The organism is Cupriavidus sp. WGlv3, assembly GCF_023952475.1.
In the GTDB taxonomy this organism is placed as follows: Bacteria; Pseudomonadota; Gammaproteobacteria; order Burkholderiales; family Burkholderiaceae; genus Cupriavidus; species Cupriavidus phytorum.
Genome location: NZ_JALHRX010000012.1, coordinates 119,154 through 143,300 on the forward strand (window position 1 = coordinate 119,154; position 24,147 = coordinate 143,300).

General features: G+C 66.3%; 19 protein-coding genes. 6 read left to right on the plus strand and 13 right to left on the minus strand.

Features of this window, described 5'->3' with window-relative positions:
• The first annotated feature begins 150 nt into the window (after positions 1–150).
• From MKD38_RS20070 to MKD38_RS20080, 3 genes are read left to right on the plus strand one after another with little or no spacing between them, the layout of a single operon-like run.
• On the plus strand, positions 151–3,036 hold the full coding sequence (locus MKD38_RS20070; RefSeq protein WP_252679318.1) for a type VI secretion system Vgr family protein: 2,886 nt from the start codon (positions 151–153) through the stop codon (positions 3,034–3,036).
• Positions 3,037–3,049: 13 nt separating this feature from the next.
• The gene (locus MKD38_RS20075; protein ID WP_252679319.1) at positions 3,050–5,302 is read left to right on the plus strand and encodes a M23 family metallopeptidase; all 2,253 of its coding nucleotides are present in this window, start codon (positions 3,050–3,052) and stop codon (positions 5,300–5,302) included.
• A complete protein-coding gene (locus tag MKD38_RS20080; protein ID WP_252679322.1) occupies positions 5,290–5,958 on the plus strand; it encodes a hypothetical protein in 669 nt (222 codons plus the stop codon). Before MKD38_RS20075 ends, MKD38_RS20080 begins: the two co-directional genes overlap by 13 nt.
• A gap of 3 nt (positions 5,959–5,961) precedes the next feature.
• Here MKD38_RS20080 and MKD38_RS20085 read toward each other — a convergent pair whose 3' ends face one another.
• Together MKD38_RS20085 and MKD38_RS20090 are read right to left on the minus strand one after the other, a co-directional pair.
• A complete protein-coding gene (locus tag MKD38_RS20085) occupies positions 5,962–7,374 on the minus strand; it encodes an amidohydrolase family protein (protein ID WP_252679324.1) in 1,413 nt (470 codons plus the stop codon).
• 4 nt (positions 7,375–7,378) lie between these two features.
• Positions 7,379–8,728, minus strand: a complete 1,350-nt coding sequence (locus MKD38_RS20090; protein ID WP_252679326.1) for a nucleobase:cation symporter-2 family protein — start codon at positions 8,726–8,728, stop codon at positions 7,379–7,381.
• Positions 8,729–9,245: 517 nt separating this feature from the next.
• Between MKD38_RS20090 and MKD38_RS20095 the strand changes: the two genes are divergently transcribed.
• The gene (locus MKD38_RS20095; RefSeq protein ID WP_252679328.1) at positions 9,246–10,253 is read left to right on the plus strand and encodes an AraC family transcriptional regulator; all 1,008 of its coding nucleotides are present in this window, start codon (positions 9,246–9,248) and stop codon (positions 10,251–10,253) included.
• Between the two features lie 31 nt (positions 10,254–10,284).
• Here MKD38_RS20095 and MKD38_RS20100 read toward each other — a convergent pair whose 3' ends face one another.
• From MKD38_RS20100 to MKD38_RS20120, 5 genes are read right to left on the minus strand one after another with little or no spacing between them, the layout of a single operon-like run.
• Complete coding sequence (locus MKD38_RS20100) at positions 10,285–11,388, minus strand: CobW family GTP-binding protein (RefSeq protein WP_252679330.1); 1,104 nt, start codon at positions 11,386–11,388, stop codon at positions 10,285–10,287.
• A 55-nt stretch (positions 11,389–11,443) separates the two neighbouring features.
• Complete coding sequence (locus MKD38_RS20105) at positions 11,444–12,040, minus strand: UbiX family flavin prenyltransferase (protein WP_252679332.1); 597 nt, start codon at positions 12,038–12,040, stop codon at positions 11,444–11,446.
• Positions 12,037–14,325, minus strand: a complete 2,289-nt coding sequence (locus MKD38_RS20110; protein WP_252679456.1) for a xanthine dehydrogenase family protein molybdopterin-binding subunit — start codon at positions 14,323–14,325, stop codon at positions 12,037–12,039. Before MKD38_RS20110 ends, MKD38_RS20105 begins: the two co-directional genes overlap by 4 nt.
• Positions 14,325–14,837, minus strand: a complete 513-nt coding sequence (locus MKD38_RS20115; protein WP_252679334.1) for a (2Fe-2S)-binding protein — start codon at positions 14,835–14,837, stop codon at positions 14,325–14,327. Before MKD38_RS20115 ends, MKD38_RS20110 begins: the two co-directional genes overlap by 1 nt.
• On the minus strand, positions 14,825–15,709 hold the full coding sequence (locus tag MKD38_RS20120) for an FAD binding domain-containing protein (protein WP_252679336.1): 885 nt from the start codon (positions 15,707–15,709) through the stop codon (positions 14,825–14,827). Before MKD38_RS20120 ends, MKD38_RS20115 begins: the two co-directional genes overlap by 13 nt.
• 211 nt (positions 15,710–15,920) lie before the next feature.
• Here MKD38_RS20120 and MKD38_RS20125 point away from each other — a divergent pair, with 211 nt between their 5' ends.
• Positions 15,921–16,844 carry a LysR family transcriptional regulator gene (locus MKD38_RS20125; protein WP_501985979.1) on the plus strand — a complete coding sequence of 308 codons (924 nt, stop codon included), beginning with the start codon at positions 15,921–15,923 and terminating at the stop codon, positions 16,842–16,844.
• A 24-nt stretch (positions 16,845–16,868) separates the two neighbouring features.
• Here the strand turns inward: MKD38_RS20125 and MKD38_RS20130 are convergent, their stop codons facing one another.
• The 4 genes from MKD38_RS20130 to MKD38_RS20145 form a co-directional block, all read right to left on the minus strand.
• On the minus strand, positions 16,869–18,260 hold the full coding sequence (locus MKD38_RS20130) for a nucleobase:cation symporter-2 family protein (protein ID WP_252679339.1): 1,392 nt from the start codon (positions 18,258–18,260) through the stop codon (positions 16,869–16,871).
• Positions 18,261–18,497: 237 nt separating this feature from the next.
• A complete protein-coding gene (locus MKD38_RS20135; RefSeq protein ID WP_252679341.1) occupies positions 18,498–19,940 on the minus strand; it encodes a UbiD family decarboxylase in 1,443 nt (480 codons plus the stop codon).
• A 102-nt stretch (positions 19,941–20,042) separates the two neighbouring features.
• The gene (locus MKD38_RS20140) at positions 20,043–20,957 is read right to left on the minus strand and encodes an amidohydrolase family protein (RefSeq protein WP_062801891.1); all 915 of its coding nucleotides are present in this window, start codon (positions 20,955–20,957) and stop codon (positions 20,043–20,045) included.
• A 45-nt stretch (positions 20,958–21,002) separates the two neighbouring features.
• Positions 21,003–21,905, minus strand: a complete 903-nt coding sequence (locus tag MKD38_RS20145; protein ID WP_111521734.1) for an amidohydrolase family protein — start codon at positions 21,903–21,905, stop codon at positions 21,003–21,005.
• Positions 21,906–22,325: 420 nt separating this feature from the next.
• On the opposite strand from MKD38_RS20145, the gene MKD38_RS20150 reads away from it, so the two are divergent.
• A complete protein-coding gene (locus tag MKD38_RS20150; RefSeq protein ID WP_252679343.1) occupies positions 22,326–23,210 on the plus strand; it encodes an endo alpha-1,4 polygalactosaminidase in 885 nt (294 codons plus the stop codon).
• On the opposite strand, the gene MKD38_RS20155 is transcribed toward MKD38_RS20150, so the two are convergent.
• Positions 23,192–23,725: a M48 family metallopeptidase gene (locus tag MKD38_RS20155; protein WP_252679462.1), complete on the minus strand. Its 534-nt coding sequence runs from the start codon at positions 23,723–23,725 to the stop codon at positions 23,192–23,194. The genes MKD38_RS20150 and MKD38_RS20155 overlap by 19 nt on opposite strands.
• A gap of 49 nt (positions 23,726–23,774) precedes the next feature.
• The gene (locus tag MKD38_RS20160; RefSeq protein ID WP_022536783.1) at positions 23,775–23,999 is read right to left on the minus strand and encodes a hypothetical protein; all 225 of its coding nucleotides are present in this window, start codon (positions 23,997–23,999) and stop codon (positions 23,775–23,777) included.
• Positions 24,000–24,147 lie beyond the last annotated feature (148 nt).

A 24,147-nucleotide genomic window follows, 5' to 3' on the forward strand; every position in this document is an offset into this window, starting at 1 on the left:
CGGGGTATTTGATCGAGATGAAGGTCGCGCTTCGAATCGGCATTCCTCCGTTGATTTCCGTTAGACGCAGGCGCACAAATAGCAGCCGATTGCTTTGCGCGAGATCGACATAGCGCGTCTGAACAACAAGGCGGTTTGACGCATCGGTAAATGGATCCTGCACGCCTCTACCAACATCTCCTTTCCTCTACCCATCGCCTGTATGCCGTGGAGGGTGATGGCGCACTGGGCGAATTGGCCGTCGAAGCCTGGGTCGGCCGCGAAGCCATCTCGGCGCTGTTCGAATGGCGCATCGTGGCGGTCAGCGCCAATGCCGACATCGCGCTGGACAGTCTGATGGGGCAGCGCATCACGCTGCTGACCACGCTCGCCGGCGGTGGCCAGTCACGCCGCACCGGCCTGATCCGGCAGGCCGAGAAGCTTGGTGCCGACGGCGGCCTCGCGCGCTATCGCCTGACCGTGATCCCTTGGCTGTGGCTGACCACGCAGCAGCGCCACAGTCAGGTGTTCCAGAACCGCACGCTCGACAGCATCATCGAAGCCGTTCTTCAGGACTATGCGCCGTATGCGCACTGGCGTTACGCCGCCGGTGCCGAAGCCCGCATCGCCGCGTTCGGTGAACGCGACCACATCGCGCAATTCCGCGAGACCGACTACCAATTCTTGTCGCGCCTGCTGGCCGAAGCCGGTCTCGGATATACCGTGGTGGAAGACGACGAAGCACCCTTCGGCCATGCCGTGGTGATCTTTGCCGACGGCGCGCAATTGCCAGAAGACTCCGAATCCGCGGCCGGCGGCGGTATCCGCTACCACCGCGCGCATAGCCAGGAATCGGTCGATGCCATCCAGCAGTTGATCTGGGAGACGCGTGCTGCAGTGGGCGGCGTGGCAGTGAGCGCCTGGGACCCCGAAACCAAGCGCGCGATCCGTGGGCATGCGCCCTCGCGCTACGGCGTCTTTTCCGGCCGTGCCGTGAGTCCGGATCCCTATTTTTCAGTGAGCCTGTCGCTGGCGCCGGACACGGCCAGCGCGCAGCGCGTCGCCGAACAGGTGATGGAAGCGATCGAGGTCCGCGCGCTGGTGTTCACCGGCAGCGCATCGGTACGCACGCTGCGCAGCGGCACTCGCCTGGCCGTCACCGGCTGCCCACACCTGCCGCCCCAACCGGACGATACGGCGGGGTATCCGCTGCTGCTCGATGCGGTGGAGCATTGCGCCATCAACAATCTCGCTGTGGAAACTCGCGCCGCGGTTGCCGACCGAATCGGACCGCTGGAAGCGGCGTTGTGTTTCGACACGCCGCCACCGGCTCCAGACGCCGTGGCAACCACCGCCGGCCTGATGAACAGCTTCTTCGACGACGCAGCCGAGCGGCTGGTACCGACCGAATCCCTGCGGACGGCCGCACGGGAACACGGTTATGCGGCACTTTTCCGAGCGTTCGAAGCGCGCCGCCCATGGCGCGCCGCTGTGCTGGAGGGCGATTGTCCGCGCCTCTATAGCCTAGCTACCCCGCTTGGTGCCCATACCGCAATCGTGGTCGGCCCGGACGGCCAGACCCAGGCCGATGGCAACGCCGAACACCACGTCAGCCCACGCGGGCAAATCCGCGTGCGCTTCCCCTGGCAGCGTGGCGAGCGCGCCGACGACCGCAGCAGCCGCTGGATCCGCGTCGCGCAACGGCAAGCCGGCGCCGGCATGGGCTGGCAATGGCTGCCGCGTATCGGCCAGGAGGTGCTGGTCAAGTTCACGGACAACGACATCGACCAGCCGTTCGTGATCGGGGCGCTATACAACGGGCAGGGCGAAGCCGGCATCGCCCCCACGCCGGGCGGCAGGTCCATGGCCGCCACCACCTTCTTCCAGCCCTATGACGCCAGCGGCATCTACGCGATGGGCTCCGACAGCCAGCCGAGCGCGCAGGGCAACCTGGCCGGCGGCAACAGTCCGGCATGGCACGGCATGGGTGCGGACCCGGACGGCCATCGCAACGACGCCGCGCTGACCGGGTTCAAGAGCCAGGAGCACGGCGGCAAGGGCTACAACCAGCTGGTGTTCGATGACTCCGATGACCAGCTGCGGACACAACTCGCCACGACGGAACAAGCGACCCAGCTCAACCTCGGCCACGTAATTCACCAGCAGGACAACCGCCGCGGCAGCTTCCGCGGGCAGGGGTTCGAACTGCGCACCGATGGCTACGCCGCGGTGCGCGGCCAAGCCGGGCTGCTGCTGACGACCTATCGCGATGCCGTCACGGGGCGCGTGCTTCCGACGGGGGACAACGCCGCTGGCATCGCACTGTTGCGGCAGGCCGGCGATCTGGTCAGGACGCTGAGCGATGGCGCGACTACGCATCAAAGCCAGGCTCTGTCGACCGGCAAGGGTGTCGATTCGCCGCTGGCGAAGCAAGCCAAAGCGGCAGCTGGCATGGTCGATGGGCAATCGCTCGAAGCGGCAAGGGCGGATGCGGCTGGCGGCAATACCGGCACGCCGGGAAAGGTGCCGCACCAAAGCGAGCCGATAGTCCAGCTCAACGGCAGGGCTGGCGTGGCTATGGTGGCGGGCCAGGACTTGCAAATCGCCAGTGGGGAAAGCGTCGTGATGGCCAGCGGCCAGGACAATAACGTCGCCGTCGCAGGTCAGGCGCGTGTGCATGCGGGGCAGGCTATTGGCGTGGCCGCAGGACTGTCTTCGGCCGGTGAAGGCAACGTCGGCCTGCAACTGACAGCAGGTCAGGGCGATATCGATCTCCAGGCGCAGCACGATTTGCTGAAGCTGGCGGCGCGGGAGGACCTGACCATTGTGTCGGCCAACATGAATGTGGACTTTGCCGCGGCCAAGCGGATTCGCATTGCCACGGCTGGCGGGGCGTCCATCACCATCGAGGGCGGCAATATCACCTTCGAATGTCCGGGGCCGATTACCTATAAGGCGGCGCAGAGGAAGTTTGAGGCAAGCATCCGCCATGACTACCCGCTCCCACTGGCCCCTGCGACTCCATGGGAGATACCCGGTTCCTTCCCATACTCCTGAGCCGAATCACGCCATGATCATCAGCTATCCCATTCTTACAATGCCGCCGGCAGGCAACGCCATGGAGGAATCGGAGGACGCATGGTTGGCCCGCCTGCTGGCCGAGTCAGACGACCCGAAGGGCGCGTATCCGGCGCGCATGATCGGCAACACGTACTGTTGGCACGGCGGTCTGCATATCGGTGCCAATTCGGCCACGCCGGTTCGTGCAATTGCAGATGGCACCATCGTGGCCTACCGGCTGGCGCCGAAGACAGAAACCTATGAAGGTCGGCCCTATGACACCAGTTTCGTACTGCTGCGCCATGAGACCGAGACAGGCGCCGCCACGCCAGTGGTGTTTTATTCGCTGTACATGAACCTTGCCGCCGCCGAGCATTTGCACGGCCGTACCGACACGCTGCCGGCGTGCTATCGAACCCGTACCAGTCCGGACGCGCGGGTCCCGGACGATCCAAAGAATGCCAAGATCTACCGGCGCGACATACTGGGCTATCCGGGAAGCCAGCATCAGACCGGGCGAAGTGGCTTCCATTTCGAAATCTTCTGCACCGACGAGGCACTGGCGGGCTTTTTCCGCGACAGCGGCCGCATCACGGAAAATGGCAGCGCCGATATCTACGGCGACGTCCACTTCGTTATCCCAGAAGGCAAGTCATTCGTAGCGGCGCATCCGCGCTTGCCCAAGGGCAACGGGGTATGGCGGACAGCGGACAAGGATGGCAACCTGATGTTTCCGGCTGGCACAGCCGGGAGCAATACGGGGCAACAGCTCTACGTCAGCGTCCGCCTGGACAAGGACAAGCGTATAACAATCGCACGCATACGTACCGCGCAGGGGCAGTACCGCGAACTCGGCCGGGTCGAACAGCCGGGTTATGGCTACGCCATGCTGGCTCTCGCGGAGGCGCTGTATCCAGACAACCCAAGCGCCGGCCTGGAGTGGCTTACCTTCGGGCGTGTGCTGAGCGAAGAGCGCAGCCGCCACACCGACAATTGGCAATTGGTGCACTATGCGCCCAGCTCGGTGGGCTATATAGACCTATCGCAAGCCGGCATCGTGCGGCTGTCTGACGCGGACTTCCCACATTGGCTGGGATGGAAGAAGGTCGAAGAAGGCGCAATGCTGACCCCGGCAGATGCCATCGTCGACGAACCGGCGACGCTACAGATGCTGAGTGGGAACGGCGATGCGGGTAAGGCGGCGCTGCGTCATCTGGTCGTCAAGCATCCCACTGAATGGGATATCTCAGACTTGGACGCACGTTTTGCGCGTCTGCGGGAACCGGGCATGCCGTTGGTGTCGGAGGATAGTTGGCAGCGATTCAAGGAACAGGCGCAGAAGCTCGCGTTCTGGCAGCACACAGGGCTGCCTCGTGCGGTATGGCATTTCAATCCGCTGCAGTTCATCCATCATATGCGTCGGGCGCTGTGGCTTAGTGTTGGTGAGCTCAGGCAGGCTGTGCCGGCGAGGATGTTGCGTGGCATTGGATCGGGAATTCCGGACAAGATTGTGTATGAAGCCGCAACAAGGGACGCAGGTGTTCTTGCACGGAGCCATAAGGACCGTTTGAATACTGCCTGGCGGAAATATGGCATAACGACCCGTGCCAGGCTAGCTGCATTCCTTGGAAATTCCGTTCAAGAAACCGTTTGGTTCAGCACTCTGGAAGAGAAGGGCGGCTCGCGTTACTGGTACTCGCCATGGTTCGGTCGTGGATTCCTGCAGCTGACACATACGCCCAACTATCTGGAATACTGGAAATTCCGAGGTCGTAACATCGACGCTGCCATGGACGCTGCACTACGCGCAACATACGGGAGAGCGAAACAACTACGCAGCAACGTACCGCTACACGGCGCTGAACTGACCTTGGCAGGCAATATTGTGAATTGGCGCGAAGATGTGGCTGTGGATGCTTATAGTGCAGCTGATAGCGCTGGGCACTACTGGCTCAAGAATCGAGCGAATGAAGAATTGGACACAATAAAGCCAAATTATCGCCATGCATTCAGTGTCCATTTCAGCAGTCAGCTAAGGAGGCAGGATGCCTTTGTTTTTTACGAGAATGCCTCTTTCCGCCGTGCATCCTGCATCGTCAATCTGCCAGGCCACCTGAGTCGGAAAAATCCGCAGTTGAATGGCCTTGTAGATCGATACCATGCATACGCTTATGCCCAGGTATTGTTGTTCGACTATCCTACCTTCCCCGATAGGGCGGGCATCGTGCAGTTCAAGCCGGAGGATTATGAATGGAAGCGGTGAGGGAACGAATTCTAGCGGTGTTTGCAGTTTTAGGCACGGCGACAGCCTTCTCGCTCGTGAGCGTGAATGTGGGGGCGCATGGAATGAGAGGTGACGGACTCACACCTAAAGGGATGCAACGATACGTCCTTCCAATGAAAGACTGTGCGCTGGAATTTGTCGCCAAGGCAGGAGGAACTGCCCGGGTAACACCCTCGGACGATTCGTGGGGTACCTTTCGACATGGAAGCTACTTTCCAAAAAGGAACGAAAGCGCGCTATCAATGCTTGTCAGTTGCCAGCCGGGGAGCGCTAAAAATCTCTGTCCGGAGCTGATGAGTCAACGCCGGGAGTCCGACCCGATGATGATCCGGGATACTCAGCAGCGCGACCTCACCGGGCTCAACCCGTGGTATTACTCCGATGCCGCCATCGCTACTGCAACAGCTGTAGCGACACCACGTAGCCGTGACCTCCATTTTTGTCTAGGTGATGAAACGCGTACGATCGTGACGATGAATGGCGGGATCGTCGTTGGATTCGACCCGCGCGAGATTGCCGAGACGCGCGGCAAGCCGATTTTGAAACGCTCGGAGCATGCACTGCCCGACGTGCTGGCCATCATCCGGTCAATGCGGTTCGTACCTGATCCAGCACCCAGACAAGACAGTCGGTAGGCCTTAATCCACAAGCGACACCAACGCCTCCCGCGCCTCCCGCCTCAGCTTCTCCAAGTCCAGCCCCACCACCGCCCCATCCCGCACCACCTGCCGCCCCCGCACCAGCACATCACGCACAGGCGTCGGCTCGCCAGCCGCGACCGGCGCGGTACCGATGTCATGGAACCCATGGAACCGCAGCCCGCTGACGTCATAAATCGCCAGATCCGCCGATTGTCCCGGCGCAAGGGTGCCGATACCGGGCAGCCCCAGAACCTGGCCGCCACCGGCAGTGCCCCAATGAATCACCTCCTCGACTCGCGTTTGCGCAGCGCCGCCGAGGGCGCGGTGGACCAGCCAGGCGAAGTTGGCCTCATGCACCATGCTGCCCGACTCGTTGGAAGCGACGCCATCGACGCCGAGTGAAATCGGCACGCCCGCATCCGCCATCGCGCGCACCGGCGCGATGCCGCTGCCGAGTCGTGCATTGCTGACCGGGCAATGCGCCATGCCGGTGTTGGTCACAGCCAGCATGCGGATCTCTTCCGGGTTGACGGTGACGAGGTGCGCGAACCAGACGTCGGGTCCCAGCCAGTCGTGGTCGGCGACGAACTGGACCGGCGTGCACTGGTATTTCTCGCGGCAGAACCTGACGTAGTTGTCGGTCTCGGACAGGTGCGAGTGCAGGCGCAGGTCCATGCCGCGGCCAAAGGCGGCGAGTTCGCGCAGCAGGGCGGGCGGCAGCGAGAAGGTGGGGGTGGTCGGGGCCACCACCACGCGGCGCAGGCCGTCGGGGGCGGCGTCGTGGTAGCGCGCTTTCAGGCGTTCGATATCGGCGAGCATTTCGTCCAGCGTCTCGGGCACCAGCGCGGTGGCGCGCATGCCGGGATGATCGGAGGCGGACTGGATCGCGCCGCCGCGGCACAGCACCAGGCGCATGCCGAGTTCTTCGGCCACCTCGAACAGCACGTCGCCGGTTTCCGCGCCGTGGCCGTGGTGATACAGGTAGTGGTGGTCGGCGCACGTGGTGGTGCCGGACAGCAGCAGCTCCGCCATGCCCAGCCGCACCGCGGTGCGGAAAATCTCGGGCGTGAAGCGCGCCAGGCGCGGGTAGGCGACGGCCGCGAGCCATTGCTCCAGCCCGACGTTCATGCCGCTGGGCACGGCCTTCAGCAGGTTCTGGAACAAATGATGGTGGGTGTTGACCCAGCCGGGATAGACGACGCAGCCGCTGGCGTCGAGCACGGCTTCGCCGTCGTGGTGGGGCAGGCTGGTGCCGATCTCGGCGATGCGGCCGTCGCGGATGCGGATGTCGGCGGCGCCGGCACGTGCCGCAGTGCCGGCGCGGCCGGTCATCACGGCGGCGGCGTTGCGGATCAGCAGGGCGCCGGCCGGCGCGTTGGTGGCGTTGGTGGCGTTGGTGTTGTGCACCATGTTGTCAGACCCCTTGGACGTTGTCGGCACTGGCGGGCAGCTCGTCGGCTTCACGGGCTGGCAGGCCGTTGAGAATCAGGTTGAGGACCACGGAAACCACGCAGGCGATGATCACGCTGCTGTGGACGAAGGGCTGCAGGAAGCCGGGCAGCTTTTCCAGCATGCCGGGCAGCATCACCGGCATCATCGCGCAGCCGAGCGTGATGGAAACGATGGAGAGGTTGTTTGGGTTGCGCTCGTACTCCACCTCGCCCAGCGTCTTGATGCCGGCGGCGACGACCACGCCGAACATCACCATGGTGGCGCCGCCCAGCGCTGCGGCCGGGATCGAGGCAAACAGCGCGCCGATCTTGGGCACCAGCGCCACCGCGCACAGCATCACGCCGCAGGTGGCGACCACCCAGCGGCTGCGCACGCCGGTGACGATCACCAGCCCCACGTTCTCCATGAAGGCGATGTACGGGAACGCCGCGAACATGCCGCCGATGGCGCTGGCCAGGCCGTTGGCGCGCAGGCCGCGGGTGGCGTCGCGCTCGGTCAGCGGGCGCTTGACGATGTCGCCGACGGCAACGAACAGGCCCATCGATTCGACCATCTGCACCACCATCACGATCACCATGGTGGTGATGGCGCCGATGTTGAAGGTGGGCATGCCGAACGCGAACGGCGTCACCATGGTGAACCACGGCGCGCGCGCGACCTCGTCGAAGCTGCCCATGCCCAGCATCCACGCCACCGCGCCGCCGGCCAGCAGGCCGATCACGACCGACAGGTTGCGCACCAGTTCGCCGCCGTGCCGGTTGATCAGCAGGATCAGTGCCACCACGCCGAAGGCGACCAGGAAAAAGATGGGCGCGCCGAAATCCGGCGCGCCCCTTCCGCCTCCAAACCAGTGAAACGAAACCGGGAACAGCGACAGGCCCACGGCGGTGATGGTGCAGCCGCTCACCACCGGCGGGAAAAAGCGCTTGAGCTTGCCGATCACGGGCGCCAGGAACATCGCGATCACGCCAGCGGCGATGATGGCGCCGCAGACGCCGTTGAAGCCCAGCGTGGGATCGGTGCCGATGGCGATGACCGGGCCTACGGAGCTGAACGCCACGCCCTGCATCAGCGGCAGGCGCACGCCGAACTTCCAGAAGCCCACGGTCTGCAGCAGCGTGGCGATGCCGGAGGTGAACAGCGCGGTGCTGATCAGCATGGTGGTCTGCGCCGGCGTCATCTTGAGTGCGCCGGCGACGATCATCGGCACCGCAATGGCGCCGAGATAACTGACCAGCATGTGCTGGAAGCCTAGCGACGCCATGGCGCGTGCCGGCAGGATCTGGTCGACGGGGTGAACCGCTGCTTGCATGATGTGGTCTCCTGCCGCGTACTGGGAATGTGCGCCATGCCGGCGGCGGCTGGCCCGGTCTGTGGTTGCCGGGCTCGGTCCGTCACGGTGCCATGCGGGTCGCATGGACCACGCATGCCTTGCACAGTAGTGAGGCACGGCATGCCGTCATAGCGTTATTGCGAAGGCCGTGGCACGGGGCCGCAAGCGGGCGCGCAGAATGCGCGCCGGGGGCAGGGGTTTCCCTCGGGTTGCGTGAGGGCGGGGGTGGTCATAGGATGGATGCGCTGGTCGTGGTCCGCTTGTTTGCTCCCCTCTCCCGCGTGCGGGAGAGGGGTTGGGGGAGAGGGCAGGCGTGTGCAAAAGCGAGTGGTATGTATGGCTGGGAGCCATTAGCGCCGGTGGCTTTTGATACTGCATCGCAATTGCAAGCTCCTGCCCTCTCCCCCGCCCCTCTCCCGCAAGCGGGAGAGGGGAGAAAGACGTCGGGCGTTCAGGCGTCGGTCGTCGTGTCCCAATCCCTTCCTTATTCAATGCCATGTCACCCACCGCAGCATGGTCCGCCGCAGCCCCGCGCTCGCCAGTCTCTCGCGGCGGGGACCTCGATCGCATCCAGTCGCTGTCCGGCCGCGTGTTCGGCCCCACGCGCCTGCGCGCGGCGGAGGACGATGCGGCGCTCGATGCGCGCATCGATACCAGCACCATCGGCCGGCTGACGCTGGTGACCATCGCCTACAACCAGGCGGTGCAGATCGAGCCGCAGCCGAACAAGGACGAGTTCGTAATCCAGACCGTGCTGGCCGGCACCTGCCGCGTGGAAACGCCGCGTGGCGCGATGCTGATGCCGCCGGGCGCGACCTTTGTGTTCTCGCCAACCGTGCCGACCACGCTGTCGCTCGATCCGGGCTGCGAGCGCTTCAGCGTGGTGATCCGGCGCCAGCTGATCGAAGAGGCGTTCCGCCACCAGTTCAGCTTCGAGCCGCCGGCGCCGATCGAGTTCGACATGCAGCCAGTGGTGGACGATGGCCGTGCCGAGCGCTGGCAGGCGCTGGTGGGCTACCTGCGCGCGGAAACGCGGGTGCGGCGCGAAGGCAGCGGTGTGCCGGCGGTCGATGCCAGCATCGAGCGCATCGTGCTGTCGACGCTGCTGCTCGACCGCTTCGCCGCGGACGGCAATATGCTGCCGCGCCGCTTCGAGGCGGTGCTGCCTGACTACGTGCGCCACGCCATTGCCTACCTGCGCGCCAACCTCGACCAGCCGCTGACGCTGGAGCAGATCGCCGCGCATTGCGGTGTGTCGGCGCGCACGCTGCAGCTGGGCTTTCGCAAGAGCAAGGACACCACGCCGATGGAGTACCTGCGGCTGCTGCGCCTGCATGGCGCGCGCGCCGACCTGCAGCGCGCACGGCCCGAGAAGGGCATGGTCGGCGCGATCGCGCTGCGGCACGGCTTTAGCCACCTGAGCCTGTTCTCGCGCGAGTACCGGCGCGAGTTCGGCGAGCTGCCGTCGCAGACCTTGCGCACGGCAGCGCTGCAGCGGGACTGACGCCAAGCCAGTCCCGCTGCCGCCAGGGCAGTCAGGCCGCGTGCGCCACCGGCAGGCACACCTTCAGCAGCGTCTGCAGCCGCAGCTTGTCGAGATGGCGGCCGATGAACACGAACTTGCTTTGCGCCGGTTCCGTACCCCACGCCTCGGCGGGGTGCAGGTCCATCAGCCGGTGCACCGCCTGCAGCACGTAGCGGCGCTCATCGCCCTCCACCGCGACGATACCCTTCATGCGGAACACATCGTCGCCCTGTGCGGCCAGCAGTGCCTTCAGGCCATGCTCGAGGCGCTGGCGGTCGAACGGCTGGTCGAACACCAGCGAAACCGAGGTCACCGACGGGTCGTGGCGGTGGCCGTGGCTGTCGTCCTCTTGCGCGTGGTCGCAATGCTCGTCGCACACGTGGTCGTGATGCGCGTCGTGCTGATGGTGCACATGGCCGGCGTGCTCGTGCGCATCGTGGCCATCCTGCGCCTGGATCGTCCCCGGCGTGAACCCGCCGATGCCGAGGATCTTGCCCAGGTCCACCTGCGCGAAGTTGGAACGCAGGATCTGCGCGCCCTCGTTCAGGCGGTGGATGCGCGCTTCCAGCCGGTCGAGCTGCGTGGCGTCGACCAGGTCGGTCTTGTTGAGGATTACGCGGTCGGCGGCGACGATCTGGTCGACGGCCTGGTTGTCGAAGCCGGTCAGCTGGGGGTCGTCGAGATGGCTTTCGATATGCACCGCATCGACCAGCGTCAGGATGCCGTCGAGCGTGACCTGCCTGGCGACTTCGTTATCCATGAAGAAGGTCGCCGCCACCGGGGTCGGGTCAGCCAGGCCGCTGGTCTCGACCAGGATATGGTCGAAGCGCTCGGGCCGTTCCAGCAGCTTCTGCAGGATGCGCACCAGGTCCGTGCGCACGTCGACCACGCAGCAGATGCAGCCGTTGGTCATCTGGTAGATCTCTTCGTCCGAGGTCATCACCAGGTCGGAGTCGACATCGACCTCTCCGAACTCGTTCTCGATCACGGCGATGCGGTGGCCGTGCTTCTGCGTCAGGATGTGGTTGAGCAGCGTCGTCTTGCCCGAGCCGAGGAAGCCGGTAAGGATGGTGACCGGGACGGGCGGCTGTTGTGCGACGGCAGGTGCGTTCATGTTGTCTCCTGATTAGGGTGCTGCGTTCCCCGCGAGCGCGAGGCGGAAGTTCTCTTCAAGCGGTGGCGACGCTGGGGCGCAGGCCCTGCCAGCGCGCCACCAGTCCGTCGTGCGGCACGTCGAACAAGTCCAGCACGCGCCCCACGGTGTGGTCGACGATGTCGTCCACCGATTGCGGATGCGCGTAGAAGGCCGGCACCGGCGGCAGCACGATGGCGCCCATCTCGGTCACCGTGGTCATGTTGCGCAGGTGCACCAGGTGGAAGGGGGTCTCGCGCGCCAGCAGCACCAGCCGGCGGCGCTCCTTGAGCATCACGTCGGCGGCGCGAGTGACGAGGTTGTCGGCCAGCCCGGTGGCGATGGCCGCCAGCGTGCGCATGGAGCAGGGCGCCACCACCATGCCGTCGCAGCGGAACGACCCGCTGGCGATGGTGGCGCCGATATCGCGAACGTTGTGCACCACGTCGGCCATGCCCTCGATCTGCGGGCGCTGCAGGCCCAGTTCATGATGCGCGGTCAGCAGGCCGGACGGCGAGCACACCAGGTGGGTCTCCCAGCCGTCCAGCGCCGCCAGCGCCTGCAGCATGCGCACGCCGTACACCGCGCCGCTGGCGCCGGTGATGGCGATCACCAGGCGTTGCTTGCGGCTCATGCGCGCCCGCCTTCCCGCGCCGCCTTCTCCGCCAGCGCCTGCAGCACCTGCTCCGGCTTGATCGGATAGTGGCGGAAGCGCACGCCGATGGCATCGAACACCGCGTTGGCAATCGCCGGCCCGATCGCGACGATCGGGTCTTCGCCCACGCCCTTGGCGCCGAACGGGCCGCCGGGATCCGGCGCGGCCTCGAGGATCACGGTGCGGATCTCGGGCATATCCATCGCCAGCGGCATCTTGTAGTCGACGAAGTTGGCGTTGAGCGAGCGGCCGGTGCGCATGTCGATCTGGTAGTCCTCGTACAGCGTATGGCCGATGCCCTGCTGGATGCCGCCTTCGATCTGGCCCGCGGCCGCGACCGGATGGATCACCTTGCCGACGTCGTGCACCGGCACCACCTGCCGCACGGTGATGAAGCCGGTCTCGGTATCGACCGCGACTTCGACAAAATGCGCGGCGAACGAATACGACTTGGTCGGGTGATAGGTGGCGGTGCCCACCAGCTGCGCGGCGGGAATGCCCTTGCGCGGCATCACCGCCTCACGCACCGTCAGCGTGGGGCCGTCGCGGTCGCGCACGGCGATGATGCCGCCGGCCAGCGTCAGGGCTGCGGGCTCACATTCCATCAGCTTCGCGGCGCGCTCGAACAGCTGGCGCCTGATCTCGCCCGCCGCCATCTGCGCGGCCTTGCCGACCATGTAGGTGGTGTGGCTGGCAAAGGCGCCGATGTCCCAGGGCACCACGTCGGTGTCGCCATGCACCACCGATACCGCTTCGAACGGCAACGTCAGTTCTTCCGCCACGATCTGCGCGAGGGCGGTGTGCGCGCCGGTACCCAGCCCGGCCGCGCCGGTCAGCAGCACCACGGTGCCGTCCTCGTTCATCTTGATGATGGCGTTGCCCTGTTCCTTGATGCCGGGATAGGCGCTGCTGCCGTGCATCTCGCAGCCCAGGCCCCAGCCGGTGCGGACCGGGCCGCTGGTGTCGCGTGGGCGGCGGCGCAGCGCTGGCCAGTCGAGCAGTGCCATGCCGTGCTCGATGCAGGCCTCCAGGCCGTGACCGATCAGCGGATGGTTCGACGGCGCGATGTCGCCTTCGCGCACGGCGTTCCTGAGCTTTAGCGCGGCGGGGTCCATGCCCAGGTGCGCGGCGGCCTCGTCCATCTGCACGTCGAGCGCGTAGTAGGTCTGCACCACGCCGTAGCCGCGAAAGGCACCGGCGATGGGGCTGTTGGTGTAGACGCAGCGGCCCTCGAGCAGCACGTTGTCGCAACGGTACAGCGATACCAGCGCGGCGGTGCCGACATTGGTCACGCCGGGGCCGTGCGAGCCGTAGGCGCCGGAATTGAACACCACCTTGGCCTGGCGCGCGGTGATGGTGCCGTCGTTGCGGAAGCCCTGCTTCAGCCAGATTTTTGCCGGATGGCGCGTGCGGCCGCCCAGGAAGGTTTCCTCGCGCGTGTATTCCATGCGCACCGGCCGGCGCGTCTCGCGCGCCAGCAGCGCGCACAGGAACTCATGCTGGAACAGGTCCTGCTTGGCGCCGAAGCCGCCGCCCATGTGGTCGACCAGCACGCGCACCTTGTGCAGCGGCAGCCCCAGCACCTCGGCCATGATGCCGCGCACCATGAAGGCGGTCTGGGTCGAGATCCACACCGTGAGGTTGCCGTTGCCGTCCCAACTGCACGTGAGCACGTTGGGTTCCATGTAGGCTGGGGTGGGGCGGCCGCCCTCGTAGATGCCTTCGAGGATGAAGTCGGCCTCGGCAAAGCCGGCTTCCACGTCGCCGCGCCTGACGATCACCGGCGGCAGCACCAGGTTGCCGCCGGGCTCGCGCTCATGGATGCGCGGGGCATCGGAGCGCTCGGCGTCTTCGGTGGTGAAGACGGCTGGCAGCGTGTCGTATTCGACCTCGATCAGTTCGAGCGCACGCTCGGCGATCTCTTCGCTGACCGCCGCCACCGCGGCCACGCCCTCGCCCCAGTAGCGCACCTTGTCGTCCAGGATGTACTGGTCGCAGGTCACTGACGCCGAGCGCGGGTGCGGCGAGCCGGCGTGCAGCACGCGCGGCACGTTCTCGTGCGTCAGCACGGCCTTGACCCCGGGCAGCGCCAGCGCGCGCGAGACGTCGATGCGGCGGATGCGGGCGTGGGCGACGTTGCTGCGCTTGATCTTGCCATACAGCAGGCCGGGGAAGGGCATGTCGGCAACGTACCTGGCGTTGCCGGTGACCTTGTCGAGCAGGTCGGTGCGCTTGACGCTGTGTCCGATCACGGCGTGGGTCATCATGCCTCCTCGCTGGCGCGGGCGCGATGAACGCACCCGGCGGGGTCCATGGCCGAGGCGGTCTGCTCGATGGCCTCGATGATCTTGGTGTAGCCGGTGCAGCGGCAGATATTGCCGGCAATGGCAAAGCGGATTTCGTCGCGCGTGGGATGCGGGTTCTCGTCCAGCAAGGCCTTGGCCATCACCACGAAGCCCGGCGTGCAGAAGCCGCACTGCGCGGCGCCGCAGCGCATGAACTGCTCCTGCAGCGGGTGCACGGTGTCGGGCGCGGGCTGCACGCCTTCGATGGTGGTGATGTGGCAGCCGTTTGCTTCCGGCGCCAGCACCAGGCAGGCGTTCATCGGCCGGCCGTCGATGATGACGGTGCACGAGCCGCATTCGCCCACATCGCAGCCCTTCTTGGTGCCGGTCAGGCCGGCGTCGTGGCGCAGGGTGTCGAGCAGCGTGCTGTGCGGTTCCACCGCCAGTTCACGCGGCTCGCCGTTGATGACGAGTTCGATTATTTTTCGCATGATGCTCCGCGCACGGCGGCCTCCAGGGCTTGTTCGAGGGCGCGGCGGGTCAGCACGCTGACCATCTGCCGCCGGTAGGCTGCGCTGGCGCGCACGTCGCTGATCGGACGGGCCTCGTCCATGGCGGCGTGCGCGGCCTGCAGTATCAGGGCGTCGCTTACGCGCTGGCCGCGCAGCAGCTGCTCGGCGCGCGCCGCGCGCACGGGCGTGGGGCCGACCGCCGCCAGCACGATGCCGGCGTCGACGCAGTGGCCGTGCTCCACCGTCAGCGTTACCGCCACGCCCACGGTGGCCAGTTCCATCTGCACGCGGCGGCCATGCTTCAGATAGACCTTGCCGGTGCCGGGCCGAGGTGCCGGCACGGTGATGCGGGTGACGATCTCGTCCGGCGCGATGGCGGTCTTGCCGACGCCGGTGACAAAGTCCTCGACGCGCAGCTCGCGCGAGCCCGACATGCCGTACAGGTGCACCGAGGCGCCATCGGCGACCAGCGGCGCGATCGAATCCGCCGATGGCGACGCGCGGCAGACATTGCCGACCACGGTGGCGCGATGGCGCACCTGGATCGAAGCGAAGTCGGTCACCGCCTTCGCCAGGCCGGCGTAGTGGCGCTGCACGAAGCCGGAGGTTTCGACCGCGCGCGTGGTCACCAGCGCGCCGATGCGCAGGCCGTTGACCGCATCGAAGGTCAGCACGTCCATGCCCGGAATTCTCTTGATGTTGATGACCTGCTCGGGCTTGCGCACGGACTCCTTGATCTGCACCAGCAGATCGGTGCCGCCGGCCAGCACGCTGGCCTTGCCGCCGCACCGGTGCAGCATGGCCGAGGCTTCGGCCAGCGTCGCCGGTTCGAAATACTCAAACGCTCTCATTGCTCCTCCTGGTCTGTGCCATCGGCGGCTGCCGGTCTTGCCGGGGTCGTGCGGGGCGCGCGCCGTTGAATCCATCATGGGCGGCAGCCCTTCATCGGTAAAGGTCCGGAAACGGATTAATTGATCGTGTTACCCTCTGAATCAGACGCGCCGCGAAAGCTCTGGCTCTTCGCCGCAGAGCGCGCACCCCGAGATCCCGGAGGTAGACAACGTGCCCAACCTCAGCAACATGAACGTGTCGCTGCGCCAGCTGCGCGCGTTCATCGCCGTGGCGCAGGAGCGCCACTTCACCCGCGCCGCCGAAAGGCTGGACCTGTCGCAGTCGTCGGTCAGCGCGCTGATCCACGAGCTGGAAGCCAACCTCGGCCTGAAGCTGTTCGACCGCCACACACGCCAGCTGCACATCACGCAGGCCGGCGCCGAGCTGCTGCCGCTGGTGAAGAAGGCAGTGGCCGATATCGACAGCGTGATCGAGAACTCCAGCGAACTGCGCACGCTGGGGCGCGGGCGCGTGTCGATCGCGGCGTCGTCGATCCAGGCGGCGCTGATGCTGCCGCGCGTGATCCGCGAGTTCTGCGTCAGCCATCCGGGCGTGAAGGTGGAACTGCACGATGTGTCCGAGCATGAAGTGACCAAGATGGTCAGCTCGGGCGAGGTCGACTTCGGCATCGGCACCATCCCCGAGGGCCAGCCCGACTTGAGCGCGCACCGGCTGATGGACGATGCCTTCGTCATCGTGATGCCCGCGCACCATCCGCTGCGCCGGCGCAAGACGCTGCGCTGGGAGGACGTGGCGGGCCTGCCGGTGATCGGGCCGCACAAGGGCAACCCGATCCGCGATTGCCTGGACACCGCGCTGGCCGGGCGCGGCATTACGCTGCAGCGGGTGCACGAGGTGTTCCTGCCGCTGACCATGGTCGGCATGGTCGACGCCGGGCTCGGCATCGCCGTGATGAGCGCGGCGGTGACGCGGCTGACCGGCGCGCTGGGGCTGGCCACGGTGATGCCGACCGATCCGGTGATCCACCGCGCGATCTCGCTGCTGGTGCACGCGGACCGGTCGCTGTCGCCGCCGGCGCAGGCCTTCCGCGACCTGCTGATGCGCTACCGCGCCAGGCTGGCCGAAGCCAGCTGACGGCGCCTGACTGCAGCAACTACCTCATGCCGGTTCCTTGGCCAGCCCGTGGGGCTGGGGGGCTGGCGAACGCGCGTTGAACAGCAGGTTCAGCAGTACGGCGGCCAGCGTGCCCAGCAGGATGCCGTTCTGGCAGAACTTGGCCAGCAGCTCCGGCATCTGCGCGAAGAACTTGTCCGACACCAGCGGGATCATGCCCAGCGCCACGCTGACGGCGACGATGTAGGCGTTCTTCTTGTTCTCGACAAAGTCCACATGGCCGAGGATGCGCACGCCGGTGGCCGCTACCATGCCGAACATCACCAGCGCCGCGCCGCCCAGCACGTATTGCGGGATCGACGCCGCGAAGAAGGCCAGCTTGGGCAGGCAGCCCAGCACGATCAGGATGCCGCCGGCGGTGGCGCAGACCCAGCGGCTGCGCACGCCGGTGACCTGCACCAGCCCCACGTTTTGCGCGTACGAGGTGTAGGTGAAGGTGTTGAACACCGCCCCCACCAGCGCGCCGACACCGTCGGCACGCAGGCCGCGCGCCAGGTCTTCGGAGTCGACCGGGCGCCCGACGATCTCGCCCAGCGCCAGGAACTGCCCCACGCCTTCGATCATGATCACGATCATCACCACGCACAGCGTGACCGAGGTCATGGCGTCGAAGGTCGGCCAGCCGAAGTGGAAGGGCGTGATGAACTCGACCCAGTGCGCGCCGCGCAGGCCGTCAAAGCTGACCTTGCCCAGCGCCAGCGCGATGCCGAAGCCCACCGCAATGCCGATCAGCACCGCCACATTGCACAGGAAGCCGCGCGCGAACGCCACCAGCGCCAGCACCGTGCACAGCACCGCGGTGGCGATGGCAATGTTCACCGGCAGGCCGAAATTGGGATTGGGCACCGGGCCTGCCGCGGTATTGAGGGTGGGATTGCCGCCCGCCGCCCAGTTGATCCCCACCCGCATCAGCGAGATCCCGATCACCAGCACCACGGTGCCGGTCACCACCGGCGGGAACCAGCGCACCATCTTGCCGACATAAGGCGCGGCAAAGTAAGTGAAGACGCCCGCCACCATCACCGCGCCGAACACCGCCGGCAGCCCCAGCGACGGATTGGAGCCGGTGGCGATGATCGGCGCGATCGCGGTAAAGGTCACGCCCATCATCACCGGCAGGCGGATGCCGACCTTCCAGATGCCGATGCTCTGGATCATCGTCACCAGGCCGCAGCAGAACAGGTCGGCGGCAATCAGGAAGGCGACCTGGTCCTTGGGCAGCTTGAGGGCGCCGCCGATGATCATCGGCACCGCGATGGCGCCGGCATACATCACCAGCACATGCTGCAGGCCCAGGGCCAGCAGGCGCGGCGGGGGCAGGACCTCGTCGACGGGATGCACGGCGGCATTCCCTTGCGTAGGCAGGGTGGGGTTCATGCTGTCTCCTTTGGTCGGTATCACGCCGGTTGCGCATTGCGCTAACGTGTCGCCAAGGTGCCGGCGCTTCCTCTTGCGGGATGGTCTTGCCATCCTCTCGTGCGAAGCCCGCGCCTGTCCTGTCTTGTCAATCCAGCATGACAGCGGCGCAGGGAAGGTACAACGTTCGCGGTGGATTTATCGATCGGGTGAAACGATGAATCCGCCGTTTTCAGCGGGTTATCCCTGAGCCGGGTCTCACGGCACGTGGGATGCCACACGCTCCAGCCGCGCCAGCAGCGCGGCCGCCCGTGTCATCGCGGCAGGGTCGATGCGCGCGCGGATGCCATCGAAATTGGGCCCGCGCGTCGCATCCAGCCCCATGCGTGATGTGGTGCCGACACCGGATGCCGACGGATCGAGCGCGCTGCCGGGCAGGCCGTCCACCACCACCACGTCCAGGTGTGGCTGCAGGTGCGTGGCCATGGCCCACAGCACTTCCTCGTCGCGGGTGATGTCGACGTCTTCGTCCACCGCCACCACCGTCTTCAGGTACGGGTCCCAGCCCAGCAGGCCCAGCATCACCTGGCGGGCCTCGCCGGGACGGCTCTGGCGCAGCGCCACGTAGGCGTGGAAATGCGTGCCGGAGCTGGGGTAGTGCACCGCGGTGACGCCGGGGAAGCGCTCGCGCAGCTTCTCCACCATCTCGGACTCGCGCGGGATCCGGCCCAGGTTCAGGTGCTCGGCCGAGTTGCCGCCGACCACGTCGACCAGCCACGCGTCCGTACGCCGCATCACGCTCTGCACGCGCAGCAGGTTGTTGGTCGAGCGGTCCGACGAGTAGCCGGTGAACTCGCCGAACGGGCCTTCGTCGACGCGCGCCTCGGGATCGATCACGCCTTCGAGCACGATCTCGGCATGCGCCGGCACCAGGATGCCGTGGCGCGGCGTGCGTACCACTTCCAGCGGCGCGCCGAACAGGCCGCCGGCGACATGGCGCTCGTCCACGCCGAACGGCAGCCGCGCGGCGCCGGCCAGCATGAACAGCGGATGCGCGCCGATCACCATGGCCACCGGCAGCGGCCGGCCCAGTTCGGCGGCGCGCTGCTGCATGCGCCACAGGTGGCCGCGCGAATGCAGGCTGGTGGCGATCTCGGTGGGCGAATGCAGCATCGAGCGGTGGTAGCTGGCGTTGCCGATGCCGCTGTCGGGGTCTTCCGCGATCAGGATCGCGTTGGTGATGTAGGGGCCGCGGTCGGTGGCGAAGTGTTTGATGGCCGGGATCGTGCGCAGGTCGATGTGCTGCGTCTCGACCTGGCCGGTGACGGCGCCGCGGTCCAGCACGCGCGGCGCCACCATGCGGCGGCTGCGGGCCTGGTATTCGGCATGGATGCCGGCGGGCGGCACGCCGCCCAGCATGCGCCCCACGCGCTCGCGCGAGGCGAACAGGTTGGTAGCGAGCGACGTGCCCAGTCCCTCGACATGGTCGAACAGCAGCGCCGGATGGCGCCCTTGCGCGGCCAGTGCCCACACCAGCGCGGTCGGGTCCTGGTCGGCGCCGACCGGCTCGCGGATATGCAGCACGTCTTCGGGAAAGGCCTCGCGGTAGGCGGCCAGGAACTGGTGGAAATCCTGCGAGGTGTCGTGGAAAGGCTGGCGCGCCGGCGTCGCGGATGCGAAGGGCGCAGCGGGTGCGTTCATGGATCGGCTCCTGAGGTCAGGGTGGGCCAGGGCGAAGGCTGCCCCGGCGGCCGGGAATGTTCCCGGCCGCCGTGCCGTGCCTGCCTGCCGGACAGCTGGCGACTACCGGGTGCTGGCGTAGGTGTCCTTCAGCCGCGCCAGCGCTTCTTCCTGCGTCCTGGGCGGCGCGGTGGTCTCGATGCCAACCAGCCGGGCGATGTTGTTGCCCATGTAGTCCTCGAGCCCGTCCTCGTCCAGGTCCATGCCCTGCGGCGCGGGGCCGCACAGCATTTCCAGCTCGCGCAGCCACATGCCGGGCTCGTTGGGCGGCGTGTCGGTGCCGAACACGATCTTGTCGCGCGGCAGCTGGCGTGCGAACTCGACGATGCGCGACTGGAAGCACCAGCCCGATTCGCAGTACACGTTTGGCGTGTCCATCGCCATCCAGAACGCCTCGAACGAATAGTTGCCGCCGGTCTGGATGCCGAAATGCCCGATGATGAAATTGACCATCGGGAATTCGCGGATGATCGGGTAGAACATGGTCGGGATCGTGTACGGGCCGTCGCCGGTGTGGATCAGCACCACCACGTTGTACTTGGCGCAGACTTTCATCGCCGGGCGCAGCCAGTCGAGCGCGCGGTCGGGCCGGTAGCCGTGCATGTTGGCATGCAGCTTCAGCATCTTGAAGCCGTACTCCTTGACGTGGAATTCCAGCTCCAGCGCGCCTTCTTCCGGGCCCCAGCGCGGGTTGAAGGTGAAGTTGCCGATAAAGCGGTCGGGGTATTTCTGGCACAGCTCGGCGATATACGCCATGTAGTCGCGGATGCCTTCGCGGCCGCGGCGGTTGCCGTCGCGGTAGCCGGTGTTGCCCGGCGGCGGCTGGATAAAACCCATGTCGATGCGGCGCGGCTTGCCGTTGATCATGTAGGGGCCGTCCATCATCTTGAGCATGCGCTCGCCGTTGAAGGGCTCGCCGGTGTGGCGCCAGGCTTCGTCGACCAGGTTGGTCGGGTGCAGGTGGGTGTCGATAATCATGTCGGGTGCTCCGGAGTCCGGTTGTCGTTGGCGCGGGTGCGGACCTTATGCGGCCAGGCGCGCTTTCGCTTCTTCCAGCGTGCGCGGCACCGGCGTCGGCTCGAGGCCGATCATCCGGGCGACGTTGTTGCCGAGGTAGTCCTCGAGCGTGTCTTCATCCAGATTCAGGCCCTGGGGCGGCTCGAAGCACAGCACTTCCAGAAGGCGCAGCCACATGCCGGGCTCGTTGGGCGGGGTGTCGGAACCGAACAGGATCTTGTGCTTGGGCAGCACCTTGGCGAACTCGACGATGCGCGACTGCAGGCACCAGCCCGATTCGCAGTACACGTTGGGCATGTCCATCGCCATCTGGAACGGCTCGAAGCAGTAGACGCCGCCGGTCTGCACGCCGAAGTGGGCCATGATGAAGTTCACCGTCGGGAACTCCTTCATCATCGGCACCCATTCGGTCGGGATGCTGTAGGGGCCGTCGCCGGTATGCAGCTTGACCAGCACGCCCAGTTCGGCGCATTTCTGCAGCGCCGGGCGCAGCCAGTCGAGCGCGCGGTCGGGGCGGTAGGCGTGCATGTTGGCCTGGAACTGGACCATCTTGAAGCCCAGCTTCCTGACGTAGTGCTCGATCGCGTTGACGCCGTTCTGCACGCCGCAGCGCGGGTTGTAGACGAAGCAGCCGATAAAGCGGTCCGGGTACTTCCGCACCATCTCGACCGTGTACGCCATGTACGCGTCGATCGATTCGCTGCCTGACTTCACGCCGTCGGTGTAGGTGTAGATGGTGTTGCCCTGCGGCGGCTGGATAAAGGCCTTGTCGATGCGGCGCGGCTTGCCGTTGATGGTGAATGGGCCGTCCATCATCTGGATCAGGCGCTCGCCGGTGAACGGGTCGCCGTCGTGGCGCCAGGCCAGGTCCACCAGGTTCGTCGGATAACAGCTGGTGTCGATGATCATGGGAGATCCCCTAACAATGACTAGGTTGGACACGCATGCGGCGGGCGCGCGCGAACAACGCCGCGGGGCCGGCCTTGCATGCTGCGATCGGGAGTCTTTGTCAGGGGAGCGTCTGGACCACTGCGCCACCGACGAAATACTCCGTCAGTGAGCAATCTCCAGTTGGACGTCGCGGCATTGCACCGCTGCTGTCCAATCGACCGCTTCTACCCACGCGCTCTTTATACATAGCGCCTCGGCATGGGTCAAGCGCATCATGTGTTGCGCCGCACGAACAGTGGGGCCGGCCTGCATTCCAGACCAGGCCGCGAATCCGCTACATTGCGGGGACCGCAGCGGCAGGCCCGGCCGCCGCGGTATATCGACAACAGGGCCGCTCGCTTTGAACGGGGTTCATCACAGGGAAGGGGGAAAGAACCTATGCATGGCAACGATGCGAAGCAGGCCGCGGCGCTGCTGTCGGTTGCGCTGAGCCTGGCGCTGGGCGGCTGCGGCGGCGACGGCGGACAGACCGAGATGGTGTCGCCGACGGCCGCGGCCACGACCCGGTCCATCACCGAAACTACCACCAGCGCCACCACGCGCTGGGCCCCGGCGCTCACCGACACCTGGCAGATCCAGCTGACCGGCAGGCTCAATACCAGCTATGCGGTGACCGCCTATGACTTCGACCTGTTCGATACGCCGCAGGCCACCATCGATGCGCTCAAGGCGCAGGGCCGGCGCGTGATCTGCTACTTCTCGGCGGGCAGTTCCGAGGACTGGCGCCCCGACTTCAACCAGTTCACCGAGGCGGACCAGGGTGCCCCGTTGTCGGGCTGGGCCGGCGAGCGCTGGCTGGATACGCGCTCGGCCAACGTGCGTCGCATCATGCAGGCGCGCATGGACCTGGCGGTCAGCAAGGGCTGCGATGCGGTCGATCCCGACAATGTCGATGGCTATACCAACAGCCCCGGCCTGCCGCTGACGGCCGAGACCCAGCTCGACTACAACCGCTTCCTGGCGGCGGAGGCGCATGCGCGCGGGCTGGCGGTGGGCTTGAAGAACGACGTGGGGCAGGTGGCCGAGCTGGCCGCGAGCTTTGACTTCGCCATCAACGAACAGTGCTTCCAGTACCGCGAGTGCGGTGCCTATGCCGCGTTCACGGGGCAGGGCAAGCCGGTATTCCAGATCGAATACGCCACCAAGTACCGGGACGCCGCCACGCGCGCCGGGCTGTGCGCCAAGGCCCAGGCGGCCAACCTGCGCACGCTGGTGCTGCCCAGGACGTTGAACGGGTCGTTCCGCTACGCCTGCGACGCCTGAGCGCGCGGGTCGATGCCGCCGGCGGGGGCGGCGCGTTCCAGCTCCCGCCAGGCCAGGTAGAGCCGCGTATCGAACTCGAGCTGGTGGTAGCGCGGCTCCATGTATTCGCAGAGCCGGTAGAAGGCCTTGTCGTGCTCGCTTTCCTTCAGGTGGGCAAGCTCGTGCACGACGATCATGCGCAGGAACTCCGGCGGCGCTTCCTTGAACAGCGAGGCGACGCGGATCTCTTTCTTGGCCTTGAGCTTGCCGCCCTGCACGCGCGAGATCGCGGTATGCAGGCCGAGCGCGCGCTGGGCGGAATCCAGCCGTGCATCGAATCCCACCTTGTGCAGCGGCGGCGCGCTGCGCAGGTATTCCTGCTTGATCTCCGTGGTGTATTCGTACAGCGCGCGGTCGGACTGCACGGTGTGGCGCCCCGGGTAGCGGCGGGCCAGATGGTCGCCGAGCCGGCCGGCGGCGACCAGTTCGCGCACTTGCTCCAGCACGCCGGGCGGATAACCGCCCAGGAAACGCATCGGGTCCTTGCCGGCAGGACGCCAGGTCTCATTCACCACGGTGGCCGGCTCAGTGGTGGTGGTGATGGTGGTGCATCCAGCTGTTGTCGAGCGAATTGACGAAGGACTCGACCGCGTCCTTGTCGCCGGTGGCGTGACGCATCATTTCGCCGCACTTGCAGAAACCCTGGTACGGGGTGATGTGCGAGCACGCCGACGTCTTCTGCAGGTACAGCGTGACGGGTTTGGCGCACTTCTTGCACTTGAACTTCAGGGTCAGGGCGGGTTTGCTCATGGCGATGGCTTGAAAAATCAGCGGAAAGACGAACCTGGGATTGTACCGGCGGAGGCCAAAGCTGGCCGGCCCAGGCTGCGCGCCGCGGCGTGCCTGATACACTCCGCCATTCCCGCACCTACTCCAGCACCATCACCAGCACGCACCC